This is a genomic window from Collinsella sp. An271 (assembly GCF_002159695.1).
Classification (GTDB): domain Bacteria; phylum Actinomycetota; class Coriobacteriia; order Coriobacteriales; family Coriobacteriaceae; genus Collinsella; species Collinsella ihumii.
The window spans coordinates 40667-65154 of record NZ_NFJE01000012.1; the positions used below are offsets into that span (position 1 = coordinate 40667).

Consider the following 24488-nt stretch of genomic DNA (forward strand, 5'->3'; position numbering starts at 1 on the left):
CATGGCGAACGACGCGATCCCGCGCATGTCGCTTGCGCGCTCCCTGCGCTCCGAGCTTCTGCGCCTCTCTCGATCCCCGCTCATCTGGCTGCACCTGCTATGCGGGCTTGCGGGCGGCCTGGCCTGCGGTGAGTACTTCTCCGTCGCCGCATGGGACGCCTCCATGGGAGCCGACGCGTACGCGCAGTTCCTCGGAGCGCTCATGCCGCTCATGACGTCGATCGTCTGCGGTCTGGCCGTTGACGAGGAACGCTCGGCCGGCAAGCTCGCCAACCTGACGGCGATCCCCTCGCGCGGCAGGGCCGTGCTCGCCGCATGGGCGGCGCTTTCCCTCTTGGGCGCCTGCGCGCTCGCCACGGCGTTCGGGACGTTCGGCATCGTGCTGGCCGCCGCGCATCGGCTGACGCTCGGCGCCCACGTGCTCGCAACGGCCTGGGCGGGCTGCGTCCTGGGGAGCCTTCCCCTCTACGCGCTCGAGCTCGCCTGCGCGTTTCGCTTCGGCAGGAACGCGACCATCGGCGTCGGCGCCGCGGGCACGCTCCTCGCGTTCTTCTCCATCGGCGGCCTCGCCCACGGCCTCATGACCGGAGAGCTCACCGGGGCGTTTCCGAGCATCTTGGGCTGGATCCCCTTCTCGTGGTCCGCGCGCCTGGGCTCGCTCGGCATCGAGTCGGCCATCGCCGCCAGGCGGGACGCCGTGCAGGCGGCGGCCGTGAGCACGGCGGCAATCGAGACCGCCGTGGCCTGCGCGGCGCTCCTGGCAGTGGTCATCCCCCTGTTCACCTGGTGGTTCCGCCGTTTCGAGGATCGGGGGCTCCATGTGTAAGGGCAGAATGCTCCGTCTGCTGGCGATCGCGCTGCTCGTGGCCGGCGCGATCGCGGGAGGAAACGCGCTGGCCAGCACCGGGTGGGCTCCGGCGCTTCGGTCCGTGGCCGACCGCATCCTCCCCTATCCCGAGGTGACCATGTGGGCACCCGCCCCTGAACCGGGAAGCCACGTGAGCACGTATGCCGACGCGACGGGAGCCGGCTCGAACTACGTCTACGACGTGCAGGCTGCTGACGCGAACGGAGACACCCGCGAGCTCCAGCTCATCTTTTTCGGCTCCGAGTCGAGCGGAAGCGGCTGGCTCGAGATCGAGGCGCGGGGAGGGTCGGGCGTGCACTACCGGGCATGCGAGGAGATGGCCGTGCCCGACGACGCCGTCGCAGCACTCGGCGGACGCCGATAATCCGGGGGACATTGTTTGATTGCGTTCAAATCCGCTGAAGTAGGTGCAGAATGTATATTCTCATCACGAAACTGCATAAAAATCCGTTTCGGGCAAAACCCACAGGGAGAGTAGGCTGAGTTTGGTGCGATTTTTGAGGCCCATTTCCCCACCAGCGCTACACCCCTCAGCATTTCCGCAGGAAACAACTGGGCAAATGCCGAGGGGTGCGGCGCATGTGGGCGAAGGGCACCGAAAAATCGCACCAAACTCGATATACATGTTTTTTGACACATTTCGAGACGGGGCAAACGGCCGTCCCGGCCGGCTCCGCCGGCGACTCACCCCATGCGGGCCGGTCCAATCGAAATCCGGACGAGGTCGGCCGGGGCGGAGGGTCGGCTAAAGCTGCAATCGGGCCGTTTTGTTCACCGGCGGCGTCATCCGCAAGGCGACAGGACGGCATGGGCCCAGCCCCATCGCTTGGCCCTATCAGGGCCAAGCGTTCGAACGATGGCGGTAAGGACGAGGCGCGGCCGATCGCGGCATCGGCGGGCGGCACCCCGATTGCTTGCCCTCCGCACCCCGTCCGCACGTATAATCTCGACAGGAATTCAGGGAGGTTGCGCATGGCGCGCATATTGGCGATAGACGACGAACGCGCGATTCTCGACGTCCTTGCACGGATACTCGGCAAGGACGGCCACGAGATCGTCAAGGAAAGCGATCCCGTGCAGGTCCTGGACATGAACCTCGCCCGCTTCGACCTCATCCTGTGCGACGTCATGATGCCGAACCTCAACGGCTTCGAGCTCGTGCGGCGCATCCGGCCGCTTTTCGACGGCCCCATCCTCTTCCTCACCGCCAAGGTCGCCGAAGAGGACGCCGTCAGCGGCTACGGCCTGGGCGCAGACGACTACGTCCGCAAGCCCTTCGGCGCGTCCGAGCTGCGCGCCAAGGTCGCCGCGCACCTGCGTCGGGAGCACCGCCCCCATGCGCACGCCCTCTCGTTCGGCGACGTGCGCCTCGATCTGGAAGCCCGCGACCTGGCCGTCGGCGGGACGACCGTGCCGCTCACGCCCACCGAGTACGCCATCTGCGAGCACCTGGCGCGCCATCCCGGTCAGGTCATGAGCCGCGCGCAGATTCGCGAAGCCGTGCTCGGATGGAGCAGCGACGCCGACGACGCGGCGATATCCATGCAGGTCAGCCGCTTGCGCAAGAAGCTCGCCGCCGTCGGTGCAGACCCGATCGCGACGGTATGGGGAATGGGGTACAAATGGCAGCTCTGACATCTGCGCAAGCTGCCGGCAAACGCCGGGGCATGCCGCTCGCATTCGTCATTGCCCGGTACTTCGTCTACTCGTTTGTCGCCGTGGGCATCACATGGGTCGCCGCGTTCATGCTGCTCTCCTCCGCCATCAATACGGGCTATGTGGTCGAAGCGAGCTGGGGACCCGCCAACGCGCGCGCCGTCGCAACGGAGCTTATGGACGCGGATTCCCTGGAGCCTGTGGACATTCCGACCTCCTACCGCTACCTGATCGTGGACGCCTCCGGGAGGACGGTGGCGACCGACCTTGAGGGGGCGCAGCTCGGCCATGCTGCGGAGGCGGCCGACGCGGCCCTTGGGGCCCAGTCCGAAGACATCGCGATCGAGGGCGGAGGCGGCGGGCTCACGTTCGCCTCGTTTTCCGTCACCCGCGGCGGGGCCTGCGTCCTCGTATCGGAATACCTGCCGCAATGGGCGTCGCGCGATCTTGCCGAAACCCTCCCCAACCCGCAGAACATCATGTTCGTCATCGGAATCGCGGGCAGCGCCCTCGCCCTTGCGCTCGTGGCGCACCGGGCGAGCCGCGTGATCTCGCGCAAGATGCGGCCGCTCGCCGACGCCGCCGTGCGCATCGGGCAGGAGGAGCTCGACTTTCCCGTCGGGCGGACCAACGTGCGCGAGGTGAACGACATCCTCGCCGCCATGGACGCCATGCGCTCGTCGCTCGCCGAATCGCTCGACGCCCGCTGGCAGGCTGAGCGGGCGCAACGCGAGCAGATGGCGTCGCTCGCCCACGACCTCAAGACGCCGCTGACGGTCCTGCGGGCCAACGCAGACTTCGTGGCAGAGGAGCTCGAGTGCGACGAGGCGCCGTGCGAAGGCGATCGCGGCGATATCGCTGCCGCCGCCCGCGATATCGCGGTGAGCGCCGAGCGCCTCGACGGCTATGTGCGGCTGCTCATCGAGGCGTCACACGGGGCGGGCAGCGCGGCGAAGGCCCCCGTCTCGCCTGCCGAGCTCTGCCGCCATGTTGTCCTGGAGGCCGAGCCCGTCGCCCGCGCGCGGGGAATCGAGCTCACATCGAGCATCCAGCCCGACGTCGCAGGGGCTCCCGACGCCCTGCTCGACCGCACCATGCTCGCACGCGCCGTCTCGAACCTCGTCTCCAACGCCGTCGAGCATGCGCGCTCCCGTGTAGAGATCTCCTGCATGCTCGACGACGGCTCTCTCGTCATCGAGGTCGGCGACGACGGCGCGGGCTTCTCGCCCGCCGCCCTCGAGCACGGCTGCGAGCGGCTCTTCACCGACGACTCCTCTCGCAGCACGACCGGCGGCGAGCGGCACTACGGTCTCGGGCTCTTCGGCGCGGCCGAGGCCGCCCGCGCCCACGGAGGCTCGATCACGCTCGCGAATCGCATCGACGCTCACGGAGCGGTCCTCGGCGCCACGGCGACGATGCGCCTTCCCCTCTCTGCATGAAAAGGGCCCGTCCCAACAAGCGCCGTCACTTCCGGCGCACGGGCATCCAGATCTCGCTGTAGGCCGTGTTGTCCTCGCGCACGTCGCTGAACGAGAACATGCGGAAGCCGTCGAGCTCGTAGGGCGCCTCCGCGAGCCACTCACCGTAAACGCGCGCCGTCGTCTGCTGCATATCCTGGGGATAGGGGCCGTCGCTGGAAAAGACCGCCCAGGTGAGCGCAGGAACCTCAACGAGGTCGAGCCCTTCCGCCGCCTCGGTCGACGTCGTCGCCACGCCGATCAGATGCGTGAGCTCCCCCGATTCTTCTTGGAAGTCTGCGTCGGAGTTCCACGACGCATTGATCACACGGCGCGGCTCCATATCCATCAAGCGATGCATCTCCGCCCGTTGCCCGGGCGTGATGCTGCGAGCAAGCTCGGCGATGGCCGCGTTCTCCCCCTCGAACTGCATGGGCACGCGCGCGACCACCCCCGCCAGACGAAAGGCCGGCATATCGACGATGCGGTAATCCATATGAACTCCTCGGTACCTCGAAGGTTGACGCTTTTGGGGACAGTCCCTTCTGGACCACGATGGCACAAATGTGCCATCGTGGTCCAGAAGGGACTGTCCCCAAAAGCGTCAACCCGTCACGAATGCGGCCGGACCCAGGCGAGAAGCGACTCGACGTCCGCCGCGGTGAAATCGCGCAGGGCCACATCGCCTGCCGCAGCGGTCTTCGTGGTGAACGTCCCAAGCTGCAGGCGGCGCTGGAAAGGGGACGTCGAGGCGGTCGCGTGCTGGAGCCGGGATCGCGGCACCACCTGGGTTCGGCGTTTGATGCCGCCCACGATGGCGACAAGCCGCGTCCGGTCATGCCCGACACGGCTGTCCCGGTAGCGCAGCACGGCTCCGACCGCCATCCTCACGACGGCCACGGCGCCGACGGCGCAGAGCAGCACGCGAAGCACCGTGCCGAGCACATCCCACGCCCCTCCGGCGGGCAGCATTCGCTCCGCGCAGCACAGCGCGCCGGCAATCACGGCCGCAAGCAGCAGCGCCCTCACGACCGTGCGAAACGCCAGCCTCCGCGCAGCCGCGGGCGGAAGGCGCACCATATGCGATGCGGAAAGCGCCCCGGCGCATTCGGGGGCGATGGCCTCGAGAAACGCGTCGACATCGGAGATGCGGATGAACGGGTGCAGCACCACCCCGTCGGAAGACGACGTCTCGTCCGCCGACCCGATGCTCCCCACCACGGAGGCGCAGACCTCCGCGTACCCCATGAGCTGGCGTATCAGCCCCTGATTGATGCTGATGGACTGGATGCGCTCGAGCGCCACCATATGCGACGTGCGGTTGAGCAGCCCGCGCTCAACCGAGATGCGTCCGCCCGTGCGCTCCGCGCGGTATCCGGCAAAGCCGATCAGGCTGAAGACGAACGAGACCGCAAAGCCGACCACAATCGAAAGCACCAGCAAGAGCACCGCGCTGCCCACAAGCACGCCCACGGGGAGCGCCGCGACGCTTCCCGCCGCCTCCGAAAGGTTGACGAGCCGGCTTTCCTGCAAGAAGTTGATCCCCTGCACGATGAGGATGAGAAACGCCACGGCCTGCGCGACGATGCGCGTCTCCGTGAGCGCCGCGACCACCAGCTGCCCCCGCGTGAGCGTAAAGCATGCGTCCGGGACGCTGTCGGAGGCAGCAGGCGCGAAAGCGTCCCCGGCGGCCTCCCCCGTCGCCCCCGGGGCGCCTGCTTCGGAATCGCCCGCGGGCCTTTCGGAAAGCACCACGGCCTTGCGCCGGAACAGCTCGTCTCGCAGCGCCTGGGCAAGGCCTGCCTGCAGGCCCGTGATGCGCGTCGCCTCGCCCTCGCTATCCGCGGCGCCCGTGTCCAAATCGAGCGTCATGAGGCCGAACAGGCGCTCCATCAGGCTCGACGACATGTTCACCGTGTGGATATGCTCGTAGGGGACCTGCAGCTGCTTGGCGGTGACGAGCCCGTGGCGCAGCATGATGCCCGCGTCGGTCAGCTCCCAGGTGCGCGTGCGCCAGGAAACGACCGACCCCACCACGCTTCCCGCGATGAGGAGCGCGGCGATGGCAAAGATCCCGGGCAGGTTTTCAGGCGTCGAGCCGCCGAGAACCTGGACGATTGCGATGAGGGAGACGCCCAGGGCGGCACCGATGCCGCTCACCGCACCCGACACGAGCGAGAGCGCGCTTCCACGGTGCACGCCGGCCAGCTGGGGGTCTGCGCCCTCGAACAGGGAGCGCTCGGGGTTTGCCAGCTGCTCGATCTCCTGCTCGAAGCCCGCGTCGGCGTCGCTGTCCGCAGACGGTGCCTTGGGAGCAGGCGGCGCCGGCGCCCCTTCGGCCCGACGGGGCGCCCTGTCCTTTTCGCCCATGGCTACACATCCTCCTTGGCGAGACGGGCGAGCTCGGCAACGCGATCGCGCAGCATGTTGGCGTCGTCTTCGGCAAGGCCGGGAATCTCGAAGCTCTCGCCCGCCGTGGAGATGCGCACGGCGGCCAGGCCGCTCGCCTTGAGAAACGGTCCCTGCTTGGTCTCGACGTGCTGCACGCGCACGAGCGGGACGATGGCGCGCTTCTTGACGAACACGCCGTGGTAGAGGTCGACTTCGGTGGGAGTAACCTCGTAGCGCCAGGTCGCGTACTCAACGCGCGGGCTGATCGCCATGTCGCACAGCCCGATGACCAATAGAGCGGCGGCGATGGCGACCGGGATGAGGACGGGCCCGCCGAGCCGCTGGACGATCAGCGTGGCGACAGCCCCCACCACGACGGTCCCGGCGATGAGCGCGAGCGAACTGGCATACCAAACCCGCAGCATGCGCGGATCGAGGCGATGAGAGGGAAGCCCCATGGAAAACTCCTCCTGACATGCGGTCGACATGTTGATCAGCATGATAGCACCCCCCCCCGAACGCATTTCAATCGGAAGACGGGTACGTCGACTGGAGCCGCACTCGACAAGAGTCGGCGCAAACTGGAGCGACAATCGCTACCCCGCGTCCGCGGCGCATCCGATAATGATTTCGAGCTCAAACGTGCGCGCACCGTCCACAGAAGGAGAAAGCCATGTTGAACATAGCAAAGACCATTCGAGAAAAACGACGGGCGCGCGGCTACACCCAAGAGCGCCTCGCCCAAGCGCTGGGGCTCACCCCGGCGGCGGTCTCCAAATGGGAGACCGGCCAGACGCTTCCGGACGTAACGATGCTCGGTCCCCTTGCGGCGATGCTCGGCATCACGACGGACGAGCTGCTGGGATTCGATCCCGATGTGAGCGAGGAGCACGCCGAGGAGCTGGTCGAATCCGCCCGGGACGCGCTGGCCCGACGCGACATCTCTGGGGCCATCGAGCGGTGCGAGCGCGCACTGCGGCTCCACCCCGCAAGCATCACGCTCGCCTTCGCCGTGGCGTCCGCACTCATGGAGATCGCACAGGGAGCCTGCGCCGCGAACGACCCTGCACGGTCCCCGGCGCAGGAAGGCGCCGCGAAGACCGCGCTCGCGCGCAGCATCGAGCTGTTTGAACGCTGCCGGCAAGAGGGCTCCCTCGAGCAACGCGAAGCCGCCGCCTTCGTTCTTGCAGGACAGTACGTTCTGGTCGGCAGGCACGACGAGGCGCTCGAGGCGGCCCGCTCCATCCGGGCACCCCAAGCCGACCCGCGCATCATGGAGGCAACGGCGCTCGCGGCATCCGGCGAGCTCGAACGGGCGGAAGAGCTCGTGCAACGCACGCTTGAGGAGAAGGAGGCCGACGCCTCGGCCCTGAGGGATGTCCTCTGCGGCATCCGCCGTGCGACGGCCGCGACGCCGGGATAATGTGTAGAACACCCTCCAACGGTACCCAGAACTGGCAGTGAGGGCGCATTTTGAGGCCCTCACTGCCAGTTCTGGGTACCGTTAGCGGGTACTGTTAGCGGGTAAGGCCTCGAGACCCGATCGAAGAGGGCGAAACCGCACCCCGTCCGCATCGGCAAAGCCCGGACTCCGCGATGCCGGCGAGATGTTTTCCCTCGCCGGCATCGCGGGCTCCTGAAGCACCTGGAGGGCCGCTACTCCCGATTGAGCAGCTGGCCCATCGCGACGGGATCGCTCCCGTCCAGCGGCGTGACCAACGGCTTACCGTCGGCGTCGACCAGCACGGTGATGCCGCTGCCTCCTGTCATATTGGATGACATCAGCAGGTAGTTCACCCCTGTCTGCGTATCGACGATGATCTTGCGGACGTTGGTCACTCCCTGGGAGTAGACCTCGACAAAGCGGTCGTGTGCCATAGCCGTTCCTTTCTGAGTGATCGGTTGCTTGCTATCGTTCAAACATGTTTGATTGATACCGGTGTTGGTCGGCGGCGAGATCGAGCGGGGCTAGCCCTCCACCAGCCTCAAGATGATGCCGGCGGCTCCCCATCCGCAGCAAAGGCCGACGATGACGGCAAGGACGGTCTGCACGACTCGTCGCGCGACCCAATGCCTGCCGGCGCGCTGGTTATAGCGGCAGCCCACCTCGGGATCCTCGCCCGCCAGGTACGCCTCGACCGACTGGTAGGCGTACAGCTGGTTGTCGTGCCGCATCTTGTCGATGAAAAACGCCGCGATCATCGCGGGGATGAAGAGCGCTGCCGCAGGCACCGCGATGGCCGCGATGTCCAGGTCCAGGACGATGCCCACGATGACCCACGCCAAGCAGGCAAGACCGCATGCCGTCGCGACGGCGCCGAGACGCCTCATCTTCTTTGCCCCCGTTGCCAGCGCATCGCGTATCTCACGCGAGTCCTCCTTGACGAGGGCGTCGATGCTGACGCCGAACAGGCCGCCCAGGATGATCAGGCTCTGCACATCGGGATAGGTGCGGTCGGTCTCCCAGTTGGATATGGTCTGACGCGACACGAACACCTTCTTGGCGAGCTCGCTCTGGGACATCCCGAGCCGCTCGCGGTGTTCTTTGATGCGCCTTGCGAGCTCCACGCGTCCTCCCTTTGGCCCACGGTCTATCAGGTCGCGAACAAGGTACCATCGAAACGCTTTTACAGCGACGGTTTTGGACGAATTCAGCTTGCAAAAAGTTTTTGTCAGGTGCTTTGAGCTGGGGATTTGTTCATGGGCGCAGAGGCCGCTATTCGGCTTGGCGACATCTCAAGCAGGGGCTGGTTACCAGTTGATGCGATGGTTCGCGCAGACGAGAAGGATGCTTTCGAGACGGAGGACTATCGGGACTTTCTGTTCAGACGGCGCTTGATGGCGAGCAGACGCATGAAGTCGTCAAAGAGGGACTCGTCGGTTGGCTCGAACATAATCCACTTGCCGTCATGGTAGGTCCGGGCAGCATCATAGACAGCCCAGATCTGTGGAGAGAAACCACCGCGGAGAGCTTCGAATTTCTCACGCTCGGCTTTGCCCAGAATGACCATGAAGCCGATACTGTCCTCTTTCGCGTAGAGAGCGCACAAGGTCTTTCCGCCCCTGCGCCATTTGAGCTCATAGCTCCACCCCTTGCCGCCGGAATCCCAGATGCGGTCCATGTCGTACAGGGCGTCGATACGCTCGGCGAGCATGTTCCACAAGCCGTACAGGCGTTCTCCGAATAGGTGCGGTCGGTCCCCCACTTGCTCACGGCCTGACGGGTGATGTAGAGCCGACGCGCCAGCTCCTCCTGGGTGAGGCCACGCTCGCGGCGCAGGCGTGACAGGGCATCTTTCAGCATGATCATCGAGGACTCCTCTCGGTCGGGTCTACCACCTTTGTCACCGGCGGTGCCCGGCACGTCGAGCAACAACCTGTTGCATGGCCCGCGCCTGCCGCGCCGCGCCAGCCAACTCCCTGGCTACCGCAGCGCCCGCTTGATCTCGTCGAGCAGCAGGTCGATATGGTCATCCCGGTGATTGAGCGCCGGGATGTAGGTAACGTCAGGATTCCCGCCGCGCGCACGGCAGCGCTGCTCAAAGCGCCCCTTGGCAACAGACGCGATGTCGTACAGCGATTCGAGGCAGTCGGACGCGAAACCCGGCGTCACGAGGGCGATTCGGTCCACGCCCTCGTCTGCCCAGGTATCCAGAATCGTGTTGGGATGCGGCGTCGCCCACGAGCGCGAATCCTCGAAGCGCGAGTGGTACGCGACGGCCCAGTCGTCGGCGGAAAGCCCCAGGAGATTGGCTACCTGACCCATCGAATCCCGAACCTCATCGAGGTAGGTATCGCCCGCCTCGACGTCGTTCAGGGGCACCGAGTGAAACGAGAACAGGACCTTGCTTCCCGGGCGCCATTCCCACCGCTCCGCAATCGACCGGGCGAGCGCGCCCCAATAGAGCGGGTTGTCCGCATAGCCCTCGACGACCCCCACCGCCTCGGAGGGGGCGACAACGCTCAGAAACCGCTCCTTGCAGGTGCCCACCGTGCAGGTTGCCGTCTGCGGAAAGAGCGGGAACCCGAGAAGCCGCGTGCACCCCTGGCGCCTCAACGAAGCTGCGGCATCTTCGATGGAAGGCGATCCGTAGCGCATGCCGACCTCGGAAACAAAGGGCAGCCCCTCCCGAGACATGCGTTCGTTGAGCTCGTCGCGCTGCTTGAGCGACTCGACAAGCAGGGGTGCGCCCTCAGGCGTCCACACCTGCCGATACCGAGGGGCGGTTTTCTTCGGACGGTTGCGCGCCACGATTCCATGGAGGATGGGGAGCCATATCGCATGGGGAACGCGGACGATATTCCTATCGGAGAGAAACTCGATGAGGTAGGAACGGATGTCCTCGGGATCCGGCGATGCGGGAGATCCCGTGTTGATCAGGATGACCCCGGTTTTTTCATGCAAGCAGTCCATGGAGCCGACTATAGCAAAACGTCTTCCGATTGTGAGCCGCAAGGAGCGTGCAGTTTGGCGCGAAGACACCCTTGCCCATCCTTCACGATGAGACCTGTCAGCAGAAAAATATGGCCCCTTCCCCGAATTCTTCTTTCTGTTTGCGCCCCCTGTTTTCCCACACACCATGCTTGAAATATGAAGACACCGTCTATCGTCCTCACTCTTCACCAGTTCGCTCGCTTGACCCCGCGCCTATCCCCACAGCCCCGCATTCGACATCGCGTACAGCGGGACGTTTCTCATCCAGTCCTGTTCGCGGTAGCCGGAAAGGCTGAAACGCACGGACCTTATCTCCGGATGCGCCCCCTTGAACGCCCGGAGACTCTTTGCCCGCAGGTTCTCCTCCGCCTTCACCTCGATTGCATAGACGCTGTTCGACCTCTGCACCAAGAAGTCGACCTCTCCCGAGGAATTCTCGGCAGACCAGTAATATGGAACGAGCCCGCAGTCGGAGACGAGCTGCTGACAGACGTACTGCTCGGTAAGGGAGCCCTTGAACTCCTCGAAGATCTCGCTGCCCCCGACGACCGTCTCCTTGTCGAGCCCCGCCATCGCCCCCAGCAGACCAACGTCGACTAGGAAGAGCTTGAACGCCGTGTCGTCGGCGTAGGGACACAGTGGAATTCCAGGCTTCGATATCCTACGAACGAGGGTCGTAATCCCCGCCTGGGTGAGCCACGTAATGCCCGCCTGGTAGTTCCTCGCCCGTGCACCCGAAGCGATGTGGCTGAACACGAACTTCTTGTTCTCTCTCCCAAGGTGGGACGGAATCGACCTCCACGCGGCGAGTGCATACTCACTCTCGGTCCTACTCAGGTGCTTCGAGATGTCCCGCTCATAGCCTTGGAGTATCTCGAGCTGCACCTCGCGCGCGTCCTTCAAAAGACCTCGGTCGAGAAAGGCGCTCACCGCCTCAGGCATGCCCCCGACGTAATAGTACTGGCGAAGAAAGGGGATGAGCTTACTGGAGAAGGAATTAATCAGGTCAACGTTTCCAGAGTCGATCAGATCACAAAGGTTTTGATTGCCCGTAGCTACGAGATATTCTCGGAAATGGAGAGGGTGGAGGTCTAGCGTGTTGACTTTGCCAACAGGATACCCGCTGCCCTCATGAACCGTGATGCCCAGAAGCGATCCCGCTGCGGCGACCGCGTACCCGGAGGCATTCTCGCAGAAGTACTTGAGGGAAGTAAGCGCCTTCGGGCACGCCTGAATCTCGTCCAGGATGATGAGGGTGCCGCCCTCGGACACAGCCTGCCCGGTATCGAACTGGATAGCGGAGATGATGCGGGGGACGTCGTAGCCGAGTTCGAACTGTTCGCGCATGCTAGGGTTGTCGTCCAGGTTCACGTATGCGACGTTGTCAAAGTGCCTTTTTCCAAACTCTTTGAGCAGCCACGTTTTGCCGACCTGGCGCGCGCCGTTGAGGATAAGCGGCTTTCGGCGGGGCCTGTTTTTCCAGGCGATGAGCTCATTCATGAGGAACCGGTCCATGCTTTCCTCCTCACAAACAGGTTACGGCCTTATTTTCGCATTAGTTGGCGAAAATAAGGCCGTAAAAAAGCCAAGCTTGGAGAAAATCAGGCGGAACCTGCTACTCCCACTCAGTAATCAAAATGTGTCCTTTCATCACCGTTCGTCTACGTGGTGTACCGTCGTCTCCCCATTAACCGAAATCAGCCGCATTTCACGTCCCCGAGTTGAACTCAAAATGAACTCAACACCGGTTTTTCGGTCGGCGGCTTCCGGGACGAAAGGGCCACGCGCTGTGCACACGACGAGAGTCCAGGAGGCTATCGCATACACGCGAAGACGGGTACTTCAAAACCCGCACAGCCAAACCCGACTACAAGTTCACTCGATAGCCCACTGTCAAACTGTCCTTAAGATAACAGCACAATCTTGCTTCAGCTCAGAGCTTCCTTTACGGCCTGATAATCCCAATAATACTTTCCGTTTTTGCAATATTGCATTGCCACGTGCTTCCCAGACCATTTGATACAATCCGGGCACCTATTCCTATCAACGTGCGTCGAGTTGTAAAGGACAACAATAGCCAACTCGCCACTTTTCGCCTTCTCGCACTCGTACTCAACATAGCTGCGATAATCGACATGGTAGTCACGAGCGCAAGCCCCGGTCCAGCTGTTATAGCTCGAGCACAGTTGACAGCCGCCACTCCTGAGATCCTTAGTTTTCTCTCCCACAACGAGCACAAAACGTTTCGAGACATTAAGTCGCTGGCTAAGTGACTTTTTGATACTGCAATTCAAACTCGTGTCCCGAGCCTGATGAAGATCGTGAGCATCGATGAAGTCAAGCGAAAGATACTTGCTCTCCTTCCATTTGTACAGCTGGTCAATTGCGTCTTTGTCCCCGTCCCAATCCCCAGCGATATACGTCTTCGTCCTATAGGCCATACCGTGAAACCCCCTTCATCTCATAAAGATCAACTTTGCTCATTGCTTCACTGGTGAGAACGATGCTGATAGGCTGCGAGAAATAACAGCCAGTCGATCTCAAAGTGCACAGCATACACTTCAACAGTTCGCTCTCGCTCTTTTGCCGAACATCATCGAATCGAGTAATTCCCGACCCCAAGAGCGGAAGCGAAATTGGCCGTCCCGCATACGTCCTACAAAGCTCTTGCCACATGTTCATGAGACATCTCTCGTATTCAGCCATCGTCAGACGAGCTTGGTTTTGCCCATCGAAATGCGAAAATGCGAGTAAGAGATAATCCTCCCCAAACCGTTTGATTGTCCCAAGGTCATATTGACGGCGACCTTCGCAATCACGTACAGGAAGGGGCGAACTCCTTTCGCTTTCAACTCCCCTTCTCAATTCAGCCAAATCATCAACATAGTGATCGATGAACTTACCGTTCAGCGAGGAATGAGAGATAACGATGTCGTCGACATCGGAATCGAAGTACTCATTGAACGGAATAACCTTTTTCCCATCTTGGGCAAAAAGGTCTCCTTCAACGATCTCAATTCGATTGCCATTTATTTCTAGTTCGATATGCTCTCTGTAGAGACAGGCCAGAATAAAGCGGATAGATGCTACGAGCGCCGCGAACACGGCAAGCACAATGAGCAGGTAGACCCACCATGCTTGACCGGGAATCATGTCATGAAGTGAAATACCAGAAACCGCAAGCGCTGTCTCCACCGCGGCTACAATTCCGGCAGCGACGGAAATCGCATCCTTCTTCAGAATGGATAATTTGGCACCCTGAGGCAGCCCCATGCCCCCTCCGATCTCAACCAACTCTCTTACCGAACCCGCGCTTCCAGTCGAGGTACTCCTCCTCGGAGATCTCCCCGGAGTCCCGCTTCGCGCGCATCGTGGCCCACGCCCTGACCGCCGCGTCGAGCTTCTGGGCGCCGGGCGCCGCAGGGTCCACGACGACCCGAGCGCCACCCGCGTCGACCTCCGGCCTCGCGCCGAATCCCTCCTCGAGGCGAAACAGAACCTCGAGCGCGTCGCGGGCCGTCTCGAGCCCGTAGTCGACGAGCGCGGCCGGATCCACCCCGAGCGCCCTCGCGAGGGCCTCCAGGTGCTGCGGCCGGGGCGTCCTGAGCCCGAGCTCGTAGTTGCGCACCGCGGACTCGGTCACGCCCGCCATCTCGGCGAGCTCGCGCTGCAGGAGGCCGCGCCTCGTCCGGAGCTCGCGTATCCTGCTGCCGTCCGCCATGTCTCCCCTGTCTCTCTCGTATATCTGGTGTACCTGCTTATCTCAGGATAACGCATCAGGATATGAAGGATTGTCATGTTGACCGTTCGATTTCGTGCTGCTAGTATCCGAACTGACAGCACGTTTTCGTGCTGTCGCGAGATTGGAGAGAGATGGAGAGCAGAACCATCGGCGCGGACGAGGTCGCCGAGGCCCTCGGCATGTCGCGCGCCTACGCCTACAAGCTCATCCGCCGGCTCAACAAGGAGATGGAGGAGCGGGGGTGCATCACCGTGCCCGGGCGGGTCAGCCGCGCGTACTTCGAAAAGCGCCTGTTCGAGGGCGAGGGGGATTCCGATGTCGGTGACAAGGGATAAGCGGAACGGCACCTGGTACGTCCAGGCCTGGTACAAGACCTACGACGGCAAGCGCGCCCACAAGGTGAAGCGGGGCTTCAAGACCAAGCCCGAGGCGCTCGCGTGGGAGCGCGACTTCTACGCCGTGCAGGCGGGCGACATGGACATGAAGCTCGTCGACTTCCTCGAGCTCTACAAGAAGGACATGGGGCCGCGCCTGCGCCTGAACACCTGGAAGACCAAGGAGTCCATCATCACGAAGCGCATCCTCCCCTACCTGGGCGAGAAGCGCATGAACCAGATCGCCCCGGTCGACATCGTGAGGTGGCAGAACGAGCTGATGGCCCTCGAGAAGCCGAGCGGGGGCGGGTTCTCCGCGACCTACCTCAAGACCGTCAACAACCAGCTCTGCGCGCTCTTCAACCACGCCGTGCGATTCTACGGCCTCTCGTCGAACCCGTGCCGCAGGGCCGAGTCCATGGGGTCGAAGTCCGCCGGCGAGATGAGGTTCTGGACCAAGGACCAGTACCTCAGGTTCTCGGACGAGATCATGGACAAGCCGCTCTCCTTCCACGCCTTCGAGACGCTCTACTGGTGCGGCGTGCGCGAGGGGGAGCTGCTCGCCCTGAAGCCGCGGAGGTTCGACTTCGAGCGGGGGACCCTCACCGTCGCGGAGTCCTACCAGCGCATCGACGGACAGGACGTCCTCACCGACCCGAAGACCCCGAAGTCGAAGCGCGTCATCGCCATGCCGCGCTTCTACGCGGAGGAGATGGAGGCGTTCCTCTCCGCGCTCGACCTCGACCCCGACGAGCGGATCTTCCCCGTGACCAAGTACTTCCTCAGCCACGAGATGGCGCGCGGCAGCAAGGCGGCGGGCCTCGAGCCGATCCGCGTCCACGACCTCAGGCACAGCCACGTGTCGCTGCTCATCGACATGGGCTTCACCGCGCTCGCCATCGCGGACCGCATGGGCCACGAGGCGGCCGACATCACCTACCGCTACGCCCATCTGTTCCCCAGCGTCCAAGCCGACATGGCCCGCGCCCTGGACGGGGCGAGAAGGGAGAACTGACATGCCCTGCCCCAACTCCGCCCGCGAGAGGAGCGTCACCATCGGCTTCCGCGTCACGCCCGAGCAGGCCAGGCGCATCGACCTCATGGCGCGCACGTCGGGCATGACCAAGCAGGACTACCTCTACAAGCGGGCCCTCGAGGAGGAGGTCGTCGTCAGGCCCGACGTGCGCGTCTACAAGATGCTCCGCGACGAGATGGCGCGCGTGTACCGGGAGCTCAGGCGCATACGGTCCGCCGGCGAGGTCGACGAGGGGCTCGCCTGGACCGTCGACTTCCTCGCGCGGGAGTTCGCCGCCATGCGCGGCGAGGAGGAGCCCTCGGACGTCGAGCGGGAGGACGCCCTCATCTTCGGCATGTCGCGGAGATGAGGGGCAAACCTCATCGGTCAGCCTGCCGCAACCGTACGATAAAATATCGCCCAAGGACAGGAGGGCCCGATGCAGCACCCCATCGAACAAAACGATCCGAAACGGTTCTCCTCGGAGAAGGAGAACCAGTACTTCGACCGCAAGAGCGCCCGGAAGGACGCTAACGACATCTCCAGGCACATCAGCGCCTTTGCGAACGCATCCGGCGGCAAGCTCGTCATCGGCATCGAGGACGACGGCGAGATCACCGGCTTCAGGCGCAGGGGCGCCCACGACATCGAGGACTTCCTCCAGGCCCCCATCACGTGCTGCGACCCCGTCCCCGCCGTCAGGGCCGAGGAGGTCAACGTCACCAACTCGAGCGGGGAGAGCGATCGCATCCTCGTCCTCGACGTCCAGGCCTCAACAGATCGGGTCATCGCGAGAAAGCGCGACGGCGAGGTCTTCCTCAGGCAGAAGGACGAGAGCGTCCGGCTGGACCGCGAGCAGGTTCGCGCGCTCGAGTACGACAAGAACCAGAGGCGCTTCGAGGACGAACTGGCAGACAGGTCCGGCATCGACGACATCGACCGCGAGGTGATGGACCGCTACCGGGAGGAGCTCGGGACCGACGCCCCCTACGAGCAGATACTCAGGAGCAGGGGGATGCTCGTCGACGGACACCTCACCAACGCGGGGGTTCTCCTGTTCGCAAGGAACCCCACGCAGTTCATCCCGTGCGCCCGCGTGAGGGTCATGCGCTTCGACGGCAGCAGGATGGAGACCGGGCGGCGCCTGAACATCGTGAAGGACAGGACCTTCGACGGGCCCCTCCCCAAGGTAATCGAGGGTGCCAAGCAGATGATCTCCAGCCAGCTCCGGGAGTTCCAGTTCCTGGGGGACGACGGGAAGTTCAAGATCATCCCCGAGTACCCGGAGTTCGCGTGGTTCGAGGGCCTCGTCAACGCGGTCACGCACAGGAACTACGCCTACTCTGGCGACTACATCCGCGTCATGATGTACGACGACCGCCTCGAGATCCTCAGCCCCGGAAAGCTCCCCAACATCGTCACCCTCGAGAACATGCGCCACACCCGCTGGTCGCGCAACCCCATCATCGCCCGCACCCTCGTCGAGTTCGGCTGGGTGAGGGAGCTCAACGAGGGGGTGCAGAGAATCTACGACGAGATGGCCGGCTTCTTCCTCAACGACCCCGTCTTCTCGGAGCCGAACGACTCCTCGGTGCTGCTCACGCTCGAGAACAGCATAACGTCGCGCGTCCTCCGGCAGAGCGACACCGTCTCCGGCATCGTCGGCGAGGACGCGTACAGGGCCCTCACCGAGCCCGAGCTGTCAGCGGTCCAGATCGTGTATGCAAGGGGCAAGGTCACCGTCAAGCAGCTGTCCGAGCACCTCGGAAGAAGCGCCAAGTTCGCCAGGTCGACCCTGAGGGGCCTCGTCGGCAAAGGCATCCTCTCATGGCACGGCTCCGGCCCCAAGGACCCGTCCCAGTACTACTCCTTCCCCCGCCCCCGTTAAGACTGATAAGACGGCTCCGCAGGCCCGGCGAGATTCCCGGGCCTGCGGGGCCGAGCGGGTAAGAGCAAGTCCGAGTAGTTCCGAGTAGGTAAGGGCGACGATTGGCCCATCTTGCGCCGTAATCCGATAAAATCGCAGGTAAAACACCTCGGTAGCCATTTCGACAAGCCGTTTTACTGGGTTCGAGTAAGTCCGAGTAGTTCCGAGTAAGTCCGAGTAGTTCCGAGTAGCCCAGCAGCAACCCGGCTACCCGCAGCATAATATCCGCAGCTCAGGCGCATAGCACGTCATTCCACGTAGAGGTTAGTCCGGGTAAGAGCAAGTCCGAGTGGTCAGAGCAGGAACCGACTTCTCCCTCTCGGCCAGGCGCTGAGCCGATCGAACGAAATCCAGAGACAACCAAATAACGACGAGCCGAGGCCGGCGGATGCCGGTTATTCCTCGTGCGCGCAGCCTGTCACGGGGCCCGCTTCCCCCGCAAGGGCCGCGATGCTTTTCCGGCTTCTTTCGGGCTCGGCCGGCCCCGCTCAGAGCGGTGCCGGCGAAGCTCGCCCAAAACAACCGGGCGGCGGAGCCTCCCTGCCGAAAAACCAGCGGCTTCGCCTTCGCTTCCCCCCTTGCGGCGCGCGGGGCCCCGCGCGCCCTCCGCTCCCGCTCCGGGCGGTCGGCAGCTAACGAGGCATAGCCGGGCCAGGGAAGGAGCGTGAGGGCGATGAGGAAGAGCCTAGAGGTCGGCCGTGTTCTCCACGAGGCCGAAGCGGCCGCCGAGCGTCACGAGCGAGTCCCCGTCGAGATAGCGCATGGGACCGTCGGAGGGCACGCCCCTCGCCTCGTCCACGTCGGTGACGGACGCGTTCCAGTCGCAAGCGGGGCAGTAGAACGCAATCTCCCCCGGGCGACGGAAGTACCGGAACATGCGGAGGTCCCCGCCGCACGCGGGGCAACGCCGGTAGGGACGGTCGCCGGGATGCTCCCTGAAATGCTCGAAGACGCCCATCTCGTCCCCCTTCCGAGGCCGCCGCCAAACTCCTGTTCCCAGCATTCTACCCCGCCGAGGGGACGCGCACCTTGACAGCAGCATACGACCGCAAAGGACATGCGCCCGGCACCGCGCCGGGCGCGGGACCGCCGCCAAGCGCGGCGGGAAGGAGGAGTGAAAAATGCCAAGGAGAAGATACGTGCCCCCGTCCGACATCGAGCCCCTGTTCCACTTCTGCCGGCACTGCGGCGGGAACTACACGCCACAGGAGGGCGGCGTCGAGGGGGTCTGCCCGGAGTGCGCGCAGCGCCTCTACACGCGCTGCGACGAGTGCGGCGCGACCGTGCCGGCGGCCGACGCTCGCCGCCCGTCGTCAGGCCGAACCCTCTGCCGCGAGTGCGTCGAGCGGCTCTGCTACACCTGCCGCGAGTGCGGGGAGCTTCACGAGCGCGCCTCGACCGACTTCCTCGTCGACGCCTACGGCCAGACCGTCTGCTCGTCGTGCTGGGACGGCTGGGACGCGTGCTCGGAATGCGGGGAGTACTTCCCCGCAGACGACCTCGAGGAGGGCGAGGACGCGGACGAGCACCTATGCCGCAGGTGCGCCGCGAGACGGGGGAGCAGGCTCATCCACCCCTACTCGTACAAGCCGGAGCCGATATTCCATCGTGCCGACGGGGAGGACGCGAACGCGCTCGCGCTGGGGATCGAGCTGGAGATGGACGGGGGCTCGCCGGAACGTGCCGCGAGGGGCATCCTCGCGGTCGCCGGGAGCGACTACCTCTATTTCAAGCGAGACTCGAGCCTCGACGACGGCGTCGAACTCGTCACCCACCCGATGAGCCCCGCGACGCTCCTGTCGCCGGAGGGCAAGGCGCTCTGGCGCTCGATATGCGCCGCCGCCGAGGACGCGGGCATGAGGAGCCACGACACGAGGACATGCGGCCTGCACGTGCACGTGAGCCGGGCGTACTTCGGGCAGAGCCCGACCGCTCAGGCGCTCGCAGAGTACAAGATGCTCGCCCTCGTCGATCGGCTGTTCGAGCCCCTTGCGATTTTCAGCCGAAGGAGGCGCGAGCAGCTGAACCGATGGGCGAGACGCCCGGACACCCCGCAGGGCAACGAGGGGTGGATAGCGACCGCCCGCCTCGTCCACAGGACGGCCCGCCACGACCGCTACCAGGCGGTGAACATCCAGAACGAGGCGACCATCGAGCTGAGGATGTTCCGCGGAACGCTCAGGCCGGAGACGCTGTTCGCGACGTTCGCGCTCGTCGCGGGGATGTGCGCCGTGGTGAGGGGTCTCACCCCCGGGCAGCTCGAACGGCTCACGTGGTACGCGCTGTGCGACGAGATATTGGAAAGGTGCCCGGAGGGGGCGGGCGAGCTCGCGGCGTATCTCGCCGACAGGGGGCTCGCGAACGCCGCCCCGCCGACGGGCACCGCGACCGCGATGGGAGCCTAGCATGTGCATCATCGTCTACAAGCCGGAGGGCTCGGAGATGCCACCGGCCGACACCCTGCGCCGATGCTTCGAGGAGAACCCGGACGGCGCGGGCTTCATGTGGCCCGAGAAGGGCCGCGTCCAGCTCCGAAAGGGATTCATGGGGTGGGGCGACCTCGAATCGGCGCTCTCAAGCGAGCTCCCGCGCGACGCGCGGGGGCTCCCCGTCGCCCTGCACTTCCGCATCGCGACGCACGGGAGGGTCAAGCCCGGGTGCTGCCACCCCTTCGCCGTGTGCAAGGACTACGGGGCCATGCGCGCGGAATCCGCCAGCGCCGCCGCGGGGTTCATGCACAACGGGACGCTGGCCGGGCTCGACACCTCGCCGGACGTGTCCGACAGCATGGCGTACGCCCGCAACGTCCTCGCCCCGCTCAAGGGGATGCGCGGCGGCCTCTCGGGCGCGGCCCAGCGACGCATCGTCGAGGCGACCGCACAGGGCTCGCGCTTCCTGCTCATGACCGGAGACGCGCGCGTCCTCACGTTCGGGCGCTGGGTCGCCGACGGAGGCTGCCTCTACTCGAACGAGAGCTTCCGAGGGCGCGGGCGGACGTGGCACCGGGGCGCACAGGCGTCGCTCTTCGACGTGCCGGGATGGCCGGCGACGAGAGCATGGCCCCCGGGGCCGTTCCCGGCGTGCGGCGGCTGCCCGCTCGCGGGAGAGTGCTCCGACCTCGGGCCGTGGTGCGGGGACGCCGAGGAGGCCGAGGAGGTGTCGGGCATGACGTCCTGACAGGGGGGATGGCCCGGCGGCGACGCCGGGCCGCCCTCGGCGACCGGGGCTTCCCGCCCCGGCCCCGGGCAAGGGGCCCACCCCCTTGCATCCCCATCCCGGTTGCAGGGGAGCCGAAGAAAAACGCCTGCGAGATGGCCTCCCACTCAGTACTCGCAAACATGCCAGCAGCGTTGATATGATTCATGATAGCCGATCCTATGGAGGTCGAAATGTTCGAAGAGCTCACCACAATTAGAATCTCGGGGCGCTGCTTTCCCCCACAAACCGACCTCGACATCTTCGTGAAGAAGTCTGGGAATAAGGCGCGGCCCAGAATCTCCCTCATCTTCGGAAGAAACGGAAGCGGGAAGACAACGCTTTCGGAAACCCTCCGAAAACAATCGCTTGGGCACCACTTGGAAGACATCGCCGATCTGCAGCTTCTCGATGGCGACGGCAACCAAATCCCGAACATGGACGAAGCCCTTTTGAAGGTAAAAGTCTTCAATGAGAAGTATGTTGACGAGAAGCTGAGAGTTGAGGGCGATGGACTCGGCTCAATCGTCATGCTGGGCGACGCTGGAAACATAAAGGACGAAATAGAAAATAAGACAGCGCAAAAGGAGACAGCGACGGAGGAACGCAAGACCCTCGAAACCCAGCTCGAGAGAAGCGAGAACCCGGAGGACGAGCTGTGCCCAGATTACTGGAAAGCAAAACTACTTGCCGCACTTAAAGGGGACGCACACTGGGCTTCCCGCAAGAAGCAAATCGACGGAGGCACGAAGAATGCCCGAGTCGATGATCGCATCCTCACTCGAATTATCGGATTGGAAAAGCCCGATTCCGACCTCTCGGTACTGGCTGAGAGGTTCCAGGCGGAACTTGCCGATTACCAATCCATAGGGAGCGGGAGCGCTGAGAAGCTGCCCGCCTGTCCAACCATACCAAGCTGGATGAGTCTCATCGACGAAGAGCAGATACTCTCCCTCCTACGCAAGCCCATCGAAAAGCCCGAGCTCACCGAACGGGAGCAGCGCATCCTCTCCGTCATCCAAAACAGGGGGCTCCCATTTGTGAGGAACGCCCAAAGCGACCTTACGAGCAGCCAGCCTGACCTCTGCCCATACTGCCTGAGGCCCATCACAAGCAAGGAAATCGCAGACATCGGAGATGAGGTCTCCGCCGTTCTCGCCGATGAGGTAAAGAAGCACGTCGCTGAACTTGGGGGTGCACTGCCAGAGAACAGACAAGAGCTTGACCTGGAGCCGTATGCCAGCTCGCTCCGCCGCGAGGCCGATTCATGCCGAATCGCCTACGAAAAGTGCCTCGATATCATCACTCGATACGAGAGCCTTCTCGAACAAAAGAAGGGAGACCCCTTCACCCCCGTCGACAGCGCCTCGCTCGGACTCAGCACCGCCTTAGGCGAGCTCTCCGAAAGCCTAGCAAATCTAAGGAAAGAAACGGCCGCTTGGAACGAAAGGGTCGACCAGGCCGACAAACAGAAGGATAAACTTTGCTCATTGAGCGACATGATGGCGCGCGTCGAGATAGACCAGCCGCTTATCGCCTACAAGGGCTCTACCGAAAACAAAGAGATCTGCATCGTCAGCCTAAATCATGCCAAAGAGACTGAAACTACGCTCGAAAGAGAGCTCTCTTCGCTCAATGCTAGGCTTAATAACACCAATATCGCCCTTTCGAAGCTCAACACCATGCTCGCAGTAGTTTTCGGGAACTGCGAGAGACTCAGGCTCGAACCCATCATAGAAAACGAAAAAGCCTATAGGCTCATTTCCCGAGGAGCGCACGTCAGGCCCGAAGACGTCTCTTCGGGAGAGAGAAATGCGATAGCACTCTGTTATTTCTTCACGCAGATCGGCGAAGGAAAGGCTCGAGGCAAAGAGTACGGGGATGAGACGCTGCTCGTTATCGATGACCCCGTGTCAAGCTTCGACTTCGAGAACAAAGTCGGCATTCTTTCACTCGTAAAGAGATTCGTGAGGATGACGCTTCAAGGTAACCCGAAGTCACGTGCCATCCTGATGACACACGATTATCTCACGATGAAATCGTTCGTTTCTGCATATAAGGACATCAATCAAGAGCTCAAAAACGTTCGGGGACAGGAACCGAAGGAGCTCAGACGGTTCACCCTCGTTGACTGGGATGACAAGGACGCTGCATATGACACTCTCTTGAATAAAGCGTATGCGCACACCCTCAACCCCTCGGACGAAACACGCGATGGCTTGGGAAACGCTGCCAGAAGAATGATGGAGGCATTTTCGACCTTCGAATACAATCGCCCATTTGATGAACTCGCTTTGCAGGAAGGTGATCGGGCGCTAACCCATGACCCCTTCCTGAACGAATACTTCCACGACTTCCAGTTCAAGCTAGCCATGCATCAGGAAAGCCACCTCAAAGACCCGATAAATAGCGAGGGGTCTATCGAAACGCCAGATTCGTTCTCAAGTGAGGGAATCGACCGGTCCATACGGGAGGCTCTCTGCCTCATCTATCTTCTTAATAAGGAGCATATACTCGCCCACATATCGGATTCTGAGGCAGAAAGTCACTTTGAGGGCTGGATAGATAGAATCAAGAGCCTTAATTCCTATGAGCAAAGTGATGCATAGACCGACCTACACAAGTCAATTAGCTTGCATACGAGGGGCTGCGGGAAAAGGGTAAATTGATGTCATGTCGCGGATCCGACCCGCGCAAGCGCCCCGGATGGGCCGGGGCAACCTGATGCTAAGGAGCACGCCATGAAGGAGGACGCCCGCCGCGCCGTGATGCGCGCGGCACACCCACGACGCGACAGCTGAGATCGAAAGCCAGAGAGGGACGTTAGCCACTGGGTTAGCAAGTAGCCTGTTCCGTGCGCACAGCGCCCGGAACAGCGACCCGCGGCGCTCCCTCGGCGCCCGCCCGGGCACCGAGCCTGGCGTTCGCCCGGGCCCGCGGGAGCCCCGCCGGCAGCCGCGCCTCGTAGGCGCGCCGGCTGGGCTGCGGGGGATCCCCCGCTCCCCTCAGGGGCCGTCCGCGACGGCCGCCGTCGAGAACGAAGGGGCGTGAGCGACGTGGAACGGTATCCCGACAGGCTCTTCGTCCGTCTCGCCCCTGGGGACAAAGCCCGGGCCCAAGAGGTCGCCGACCGGCTCGGCATCAGCCTTTCCGACCTCGTCCGCTCCCTCGTGCGCCTCGCCGCGGCGGAGCCCGACGACGCGGCGAGGGCGGTCGCGGCGTCCCGTCCCATCCTGCTCGACACCGGGTGCGCCCTGCGCATGGCCAGGGAGCTGAGGAAGTGGGGCGTCCACTACAACCAGGGCATCCACGCGCTCAACTGTATTTGATAGCGTCTTGTTTACGGGTTTGAGCGCGGGGACCTTTCGGGAATGAGCACGAAAAACTTTCGGGTTTGAGCATGCGCGCGCCGACCACCCCCGTTCGGC

25 protein-coding genes and 1 pseudogene are annotated in these 24488 nt (G+C 63.5%); 13 read left to right on the top strand and 13 right to left on the bottom strand.

Annotation, left to right across the window (positions count from 1 at the left end; genetic code table 11):
* The first annotated feature begins 1 nt into the window (after position 1).
* The 4 genes from B5F74_RS10255 to B5F74_RS10270 all read left to right on the top strand — a co-directional run bounded on the left by B5F74_RS10255 (position 2) and on the right by B5F74_RS10270 (position 3963).
* Positions 2-826: an ABC transporter permease gene (locus B5F74_RS10255; RefSeq protein WP_143753856.1), complete on the top strand. Its 825-nt coding sequence runs from the start codon at positions 2-4 to the stop codon at positions 824-826.
* Positions 819-1232, top strand: a complete 414-nt coding sequence (locus B5F74_RS10260; protein ID WP_143753857.1) for a hypothetical protein — start codon at positions 819-821, stop codon at positions 1230-1232. Before B5F74_RS10255 ends, B5F74_RS10260 begins: the two co-directional genes overlap by 8 nt.
* A gap of 608 nt (positions 1233-1840) precedes the next feature.
* The gene (locus B5F74_RS10265) at positions 1841-2503 is read left to right on the top strand and encodes a response regulator transcription factor (RefSeq protein WP_087202202.1); all 663 of its coding nucleotides are present in this window, start codon (positions 1841-1843) and stop codon (positions 2501-2503) included.
* Positions 2491-3963, top strand: coding sequence for a HAMP domain-containing sensor histidine kinase (locus tag B5F74_RS10270; protein WP_158095757.1), 1473 nt, complete (start codon positions 2491-2493; stop codon positions 3961-3963). Before B5F74_RS10265 ends, B5F74_RS10270 begins: the two co-directional genes overlap by 13 nt.
* Before the next feature lie 25 nt (positions 3964-3988).
* Here the strand turns inward: B5F74_RS10270 and B5F74_RS10275 are convergent, their stop codons facing one another.
* The 3 genes from B5F74_RS10275 to B5F74_RS10285 all read right to left on the bottom strand — a co-directional run bounded on the left by B5F74_RS10275 (position 3989) and on the right by B5F74_RS10285 (position 6830).
* Entirely contained in the window at positions 3989-4477 is a 489-nt protein-coding gene (locus B5F74_RS10275) for a GyrI-like domain-containing protein (RefSeq protein WP_087202206.1), read from the bottom strand.
* A gap of 116 nt (positions 4478-4593) precedes the next feature.
* The gene (locus B5F74_RS10280; protein ID WP_087202208.1) at positions 4594-6351 is read right to left on the bottom strand and encodes a PH domain-containing protein; all 1758 of its coding nucleotides are present in this window, start codon (positions 6349-6351) and stop codon (positions 4594-4596) included.
* Between the two features lie 2 nt (positions 6352-6353).
* The gene (locus B5F74_RS10285; RefSeq protein ID WP_158095758.1) at positions 6354-6830 is read right to left on the bottom strand and encodes a PH domain-containing protein; all 477 of its coding nucleotides are present in this window, start codon (positions 6828-6830) and stop codon (positions 6354-6356) included.
* A gap of 215 nt (positions 6831-7045) precedes the next feature.
* Here B5F74_RS10285 and B5F74_RS10290 point away from each other — a divergent pair, with 215 nt between their 5' ends.
* Positions 7046-7795 (top strand): helix-turn-helix transcriptional regulator, encoded by a 750-nt coding sequence (locus tag B5F74_RS10290; RefSeq protein WP_087202213.1) that lies wholly within the window; start codon positions 7046-7048, stop codon positions 7793-7795.
* Between the two features lie 233 nt (positions 7796-8028).
* Here B5F74_RS10290 and B5F74_RS10295 read toward each other — a convergent pair whose 3' ends face one another.
* From B5F74_RS10295 to B5F74_RS10335, 9 genes and pseudogenes are all read right to left on the bottom strand, one after another.
* On the bottom strand, positions 8029-8250 hold the full coding sequence (locus tag B5F74_RS10295) for a DUF6440 family protein (RefSeq protein WP_087202215.1): 222 nt from the start codon (positions 8248-8250) through the stop codon (positions 8029-8031).
* Between the two features lie 90 nt (positions 8251-8340).
* Positions 8341-8940, bottom strand: a complete 600-nt coding sequence (locus B5F74_RS10300; protein WP_087202217.1) for a helix-turn-helix transcriptional regulator — start codon at positions 8938-8940, stop codon at positions 8341-8343.
* A 239-nt stretch (positions 8941-9179) separates the two neighbouring features.
* Positions 9180-9578 carry a DUF3788 domain-containing protein gene (locus tag B5F74_RS10305; RefSeq protein ID WP_255375120.1) on the bottom strand — a complete coding sequence of 133 codons (399 nt, stop codon included), beginning with the start codon at positions 9576-9578 and terminating at the stop codon, positions 9180-9182.
* A gap of 8 nt (positions 9579-9586) precedes the next feature.
* Positions 9587-9682: pseudogene (locus tag B5F74_RS12720) on the bottom strand (helix-turn-helix domain-containing protein); the annotation flags it as partial.
* 114 nt (positions 9683-9796) lie between these two features.
* Positions 9797-10786, bottom strand: coding sequence for a ferrochelatase (hemH, locus tag B5F74_RS10315; protein WP_158095759.1), 990 nt, complete (start codon positions 10784-10786; stop codon positions 9797-9799).
* Between the two features lie 234 nt (positions 10787-11020).
* On the bottom strand, positions 11021-12322 hold the full coding sequence (locus tag B5F74_RS10320; protein WP_087202224.1) for an AAA family ATPase: 1302 nt from the start codon (positions 12320-12322) through the stop codon (positions 11021-11023).
* 413 nt (positions 12323-12735) lie between these two features.
* Positions 12736-13248, bottom strand: coding sequence for a molecular chaperone Tir (locus B5F74_RS10325; protein WP_087202226.1), 513 nt, complete (start codon positions 13246-13248; stop codon positions 12736-12738).
* Positions 13238-14080, bottom strand: a complete 843-nt coding sequence (locus tag B5F74_RS10330; RefSeq protein ID WP_143753858.1) for a macro domain-containing protein — start codon at positions 14078-14080, stop codon at positions 13238-13240. Before B5F74_RS10330 ends, B5F74_RS10325 begins: the two co-directional genes overlap by 11 nt.
* A 13-nt stretch (positions 14081-14093) precedes the next feature.
* Complete coding sequence (locus tag B5F74_RS10335; protein ID WP_087202230.1) at positions 14094-14528, bottom strand: helix-turn-helix transcriptional regulator; 435 nt, start codon at positions 14526-14528, stop codon at positions 14094-14096.
* A gap of 152 nt (positions 14529-14680) precedes the next feature.
* Here B5F74_RS10335 and B5F74_RS10340 point away from each other — a divergent pair, with 152 nt between their 5' ends.
* From B5F74_RS10340 to B5F74_RS10355, 4 genes are all read left to right on the top strand, one after another.
* Positions 14681-14884, top strand: coding sequence for a hypothetical protein (locus tag B5F74_RS10340; RefSeq protein ID WP_006720085.1), 204 nt, complete (start codon positions 14681-14683; stop codon positions 14882-14884).
* Positions 14865-15938 (top strand): site-specific integrase, encoded by a 1074-nt coding sequence (locus B5F74_RS10345; protein ID WP_087202233.1) that lies wholly within the window; start codon positions 14865-14867, stop codon positions 15936-15938. The genes B5F74_RS10340 and B5F74_RS10345 overlap by 20 nt, the downstream gene beginning before the upstream one ends.
* 1 nt (position 15939) lies before the next feature.
* Entirely contained in the window at positions 15940-16308 is a 369-nt protein-coding gene (locus B5F74_RS10350; protein ID WP_087202234.1) for a hypothetical protein, read from the top strand.
* Positions 16309-16377: 69 nt separating this feature from the next.
* Positions 16378-17826, top strand: a complete 1449-nt coding sequence (locus B5F74_RS10355) for an ATP-binding protein (protein ID WP_087202236.1) — start codon at positions 16378-16380, stop codon at positions 17824-17826.
* A gap of 724 nt (positions 17827-18550) precedes the next feature.
* On the opposite strand, the gene B5F74_RS10360 is transcribed toward B5F74_RS10355, so the two are convergent.
* Positions 18551-18823: a hypothetical protein gene (locus B5F74_RS10360; RefSeq protein ID WP_087202238.1), complete on the bottom strand. Its 273-nt coding sequence runs from the start codon at positions 18821-18823 to the stop codon at positions 18551-18553.
* 163 nt (positions 18824-18986) lie between these two features.
* Between B5F74_RS10360 and B5F74_RS10365 the strand changes: the two genes are divergently transcribed.
* The 4 genes from B5F74_RS10365 (at position 18987) to B5F74_RS10380 (ending at position 24389) form a co-directional block, all read left to right on the top strand.
* Positions 18987-20270, top strand: coding sequence for a hypothetical protein (locus B5F74_RS10365; RefSeq protein ID WP_143753859.1), 1284 nt, complete (start codon positions 18987-18989; stop codon positions 20268-20270).
* 1 nt (position 20271) lies between these two features.
* Entirely contained in the window at positions 20272-21042 is a 771-nt protein-coding gene (locus tag B5F74_RS10370) for a hypothetical protein (RefSeq protein ID WP_087202241.1), read from the top strand.
* Positions 21043-21254: 212 nt separating this feature from the next.
* Positions 21255-23669, top strand: coding sequence for an AAA family ATPase (locus B5F74_RS10375; RefSeq protein WP_158095760.1), 2415 nt, complete (start codon positions 21255-21257; stop codon positions 23667-23669).
* Between the two features lie 438 nt (positions 23670-24107).
* The gene (locus tag B5F74_RS10380; protein ID WP_087202245.1) at positions 24108-24389 is read left to right on the top strand and encodes a hypothetical protein; all 282 of its coding nucleotides are present in this window, start codon (positions 24108-24110) and stop codon (positions 24387-24389) included.
* The last annotated feature ends 99 nt before the right edge of the window (positions 24390-24488 follow it).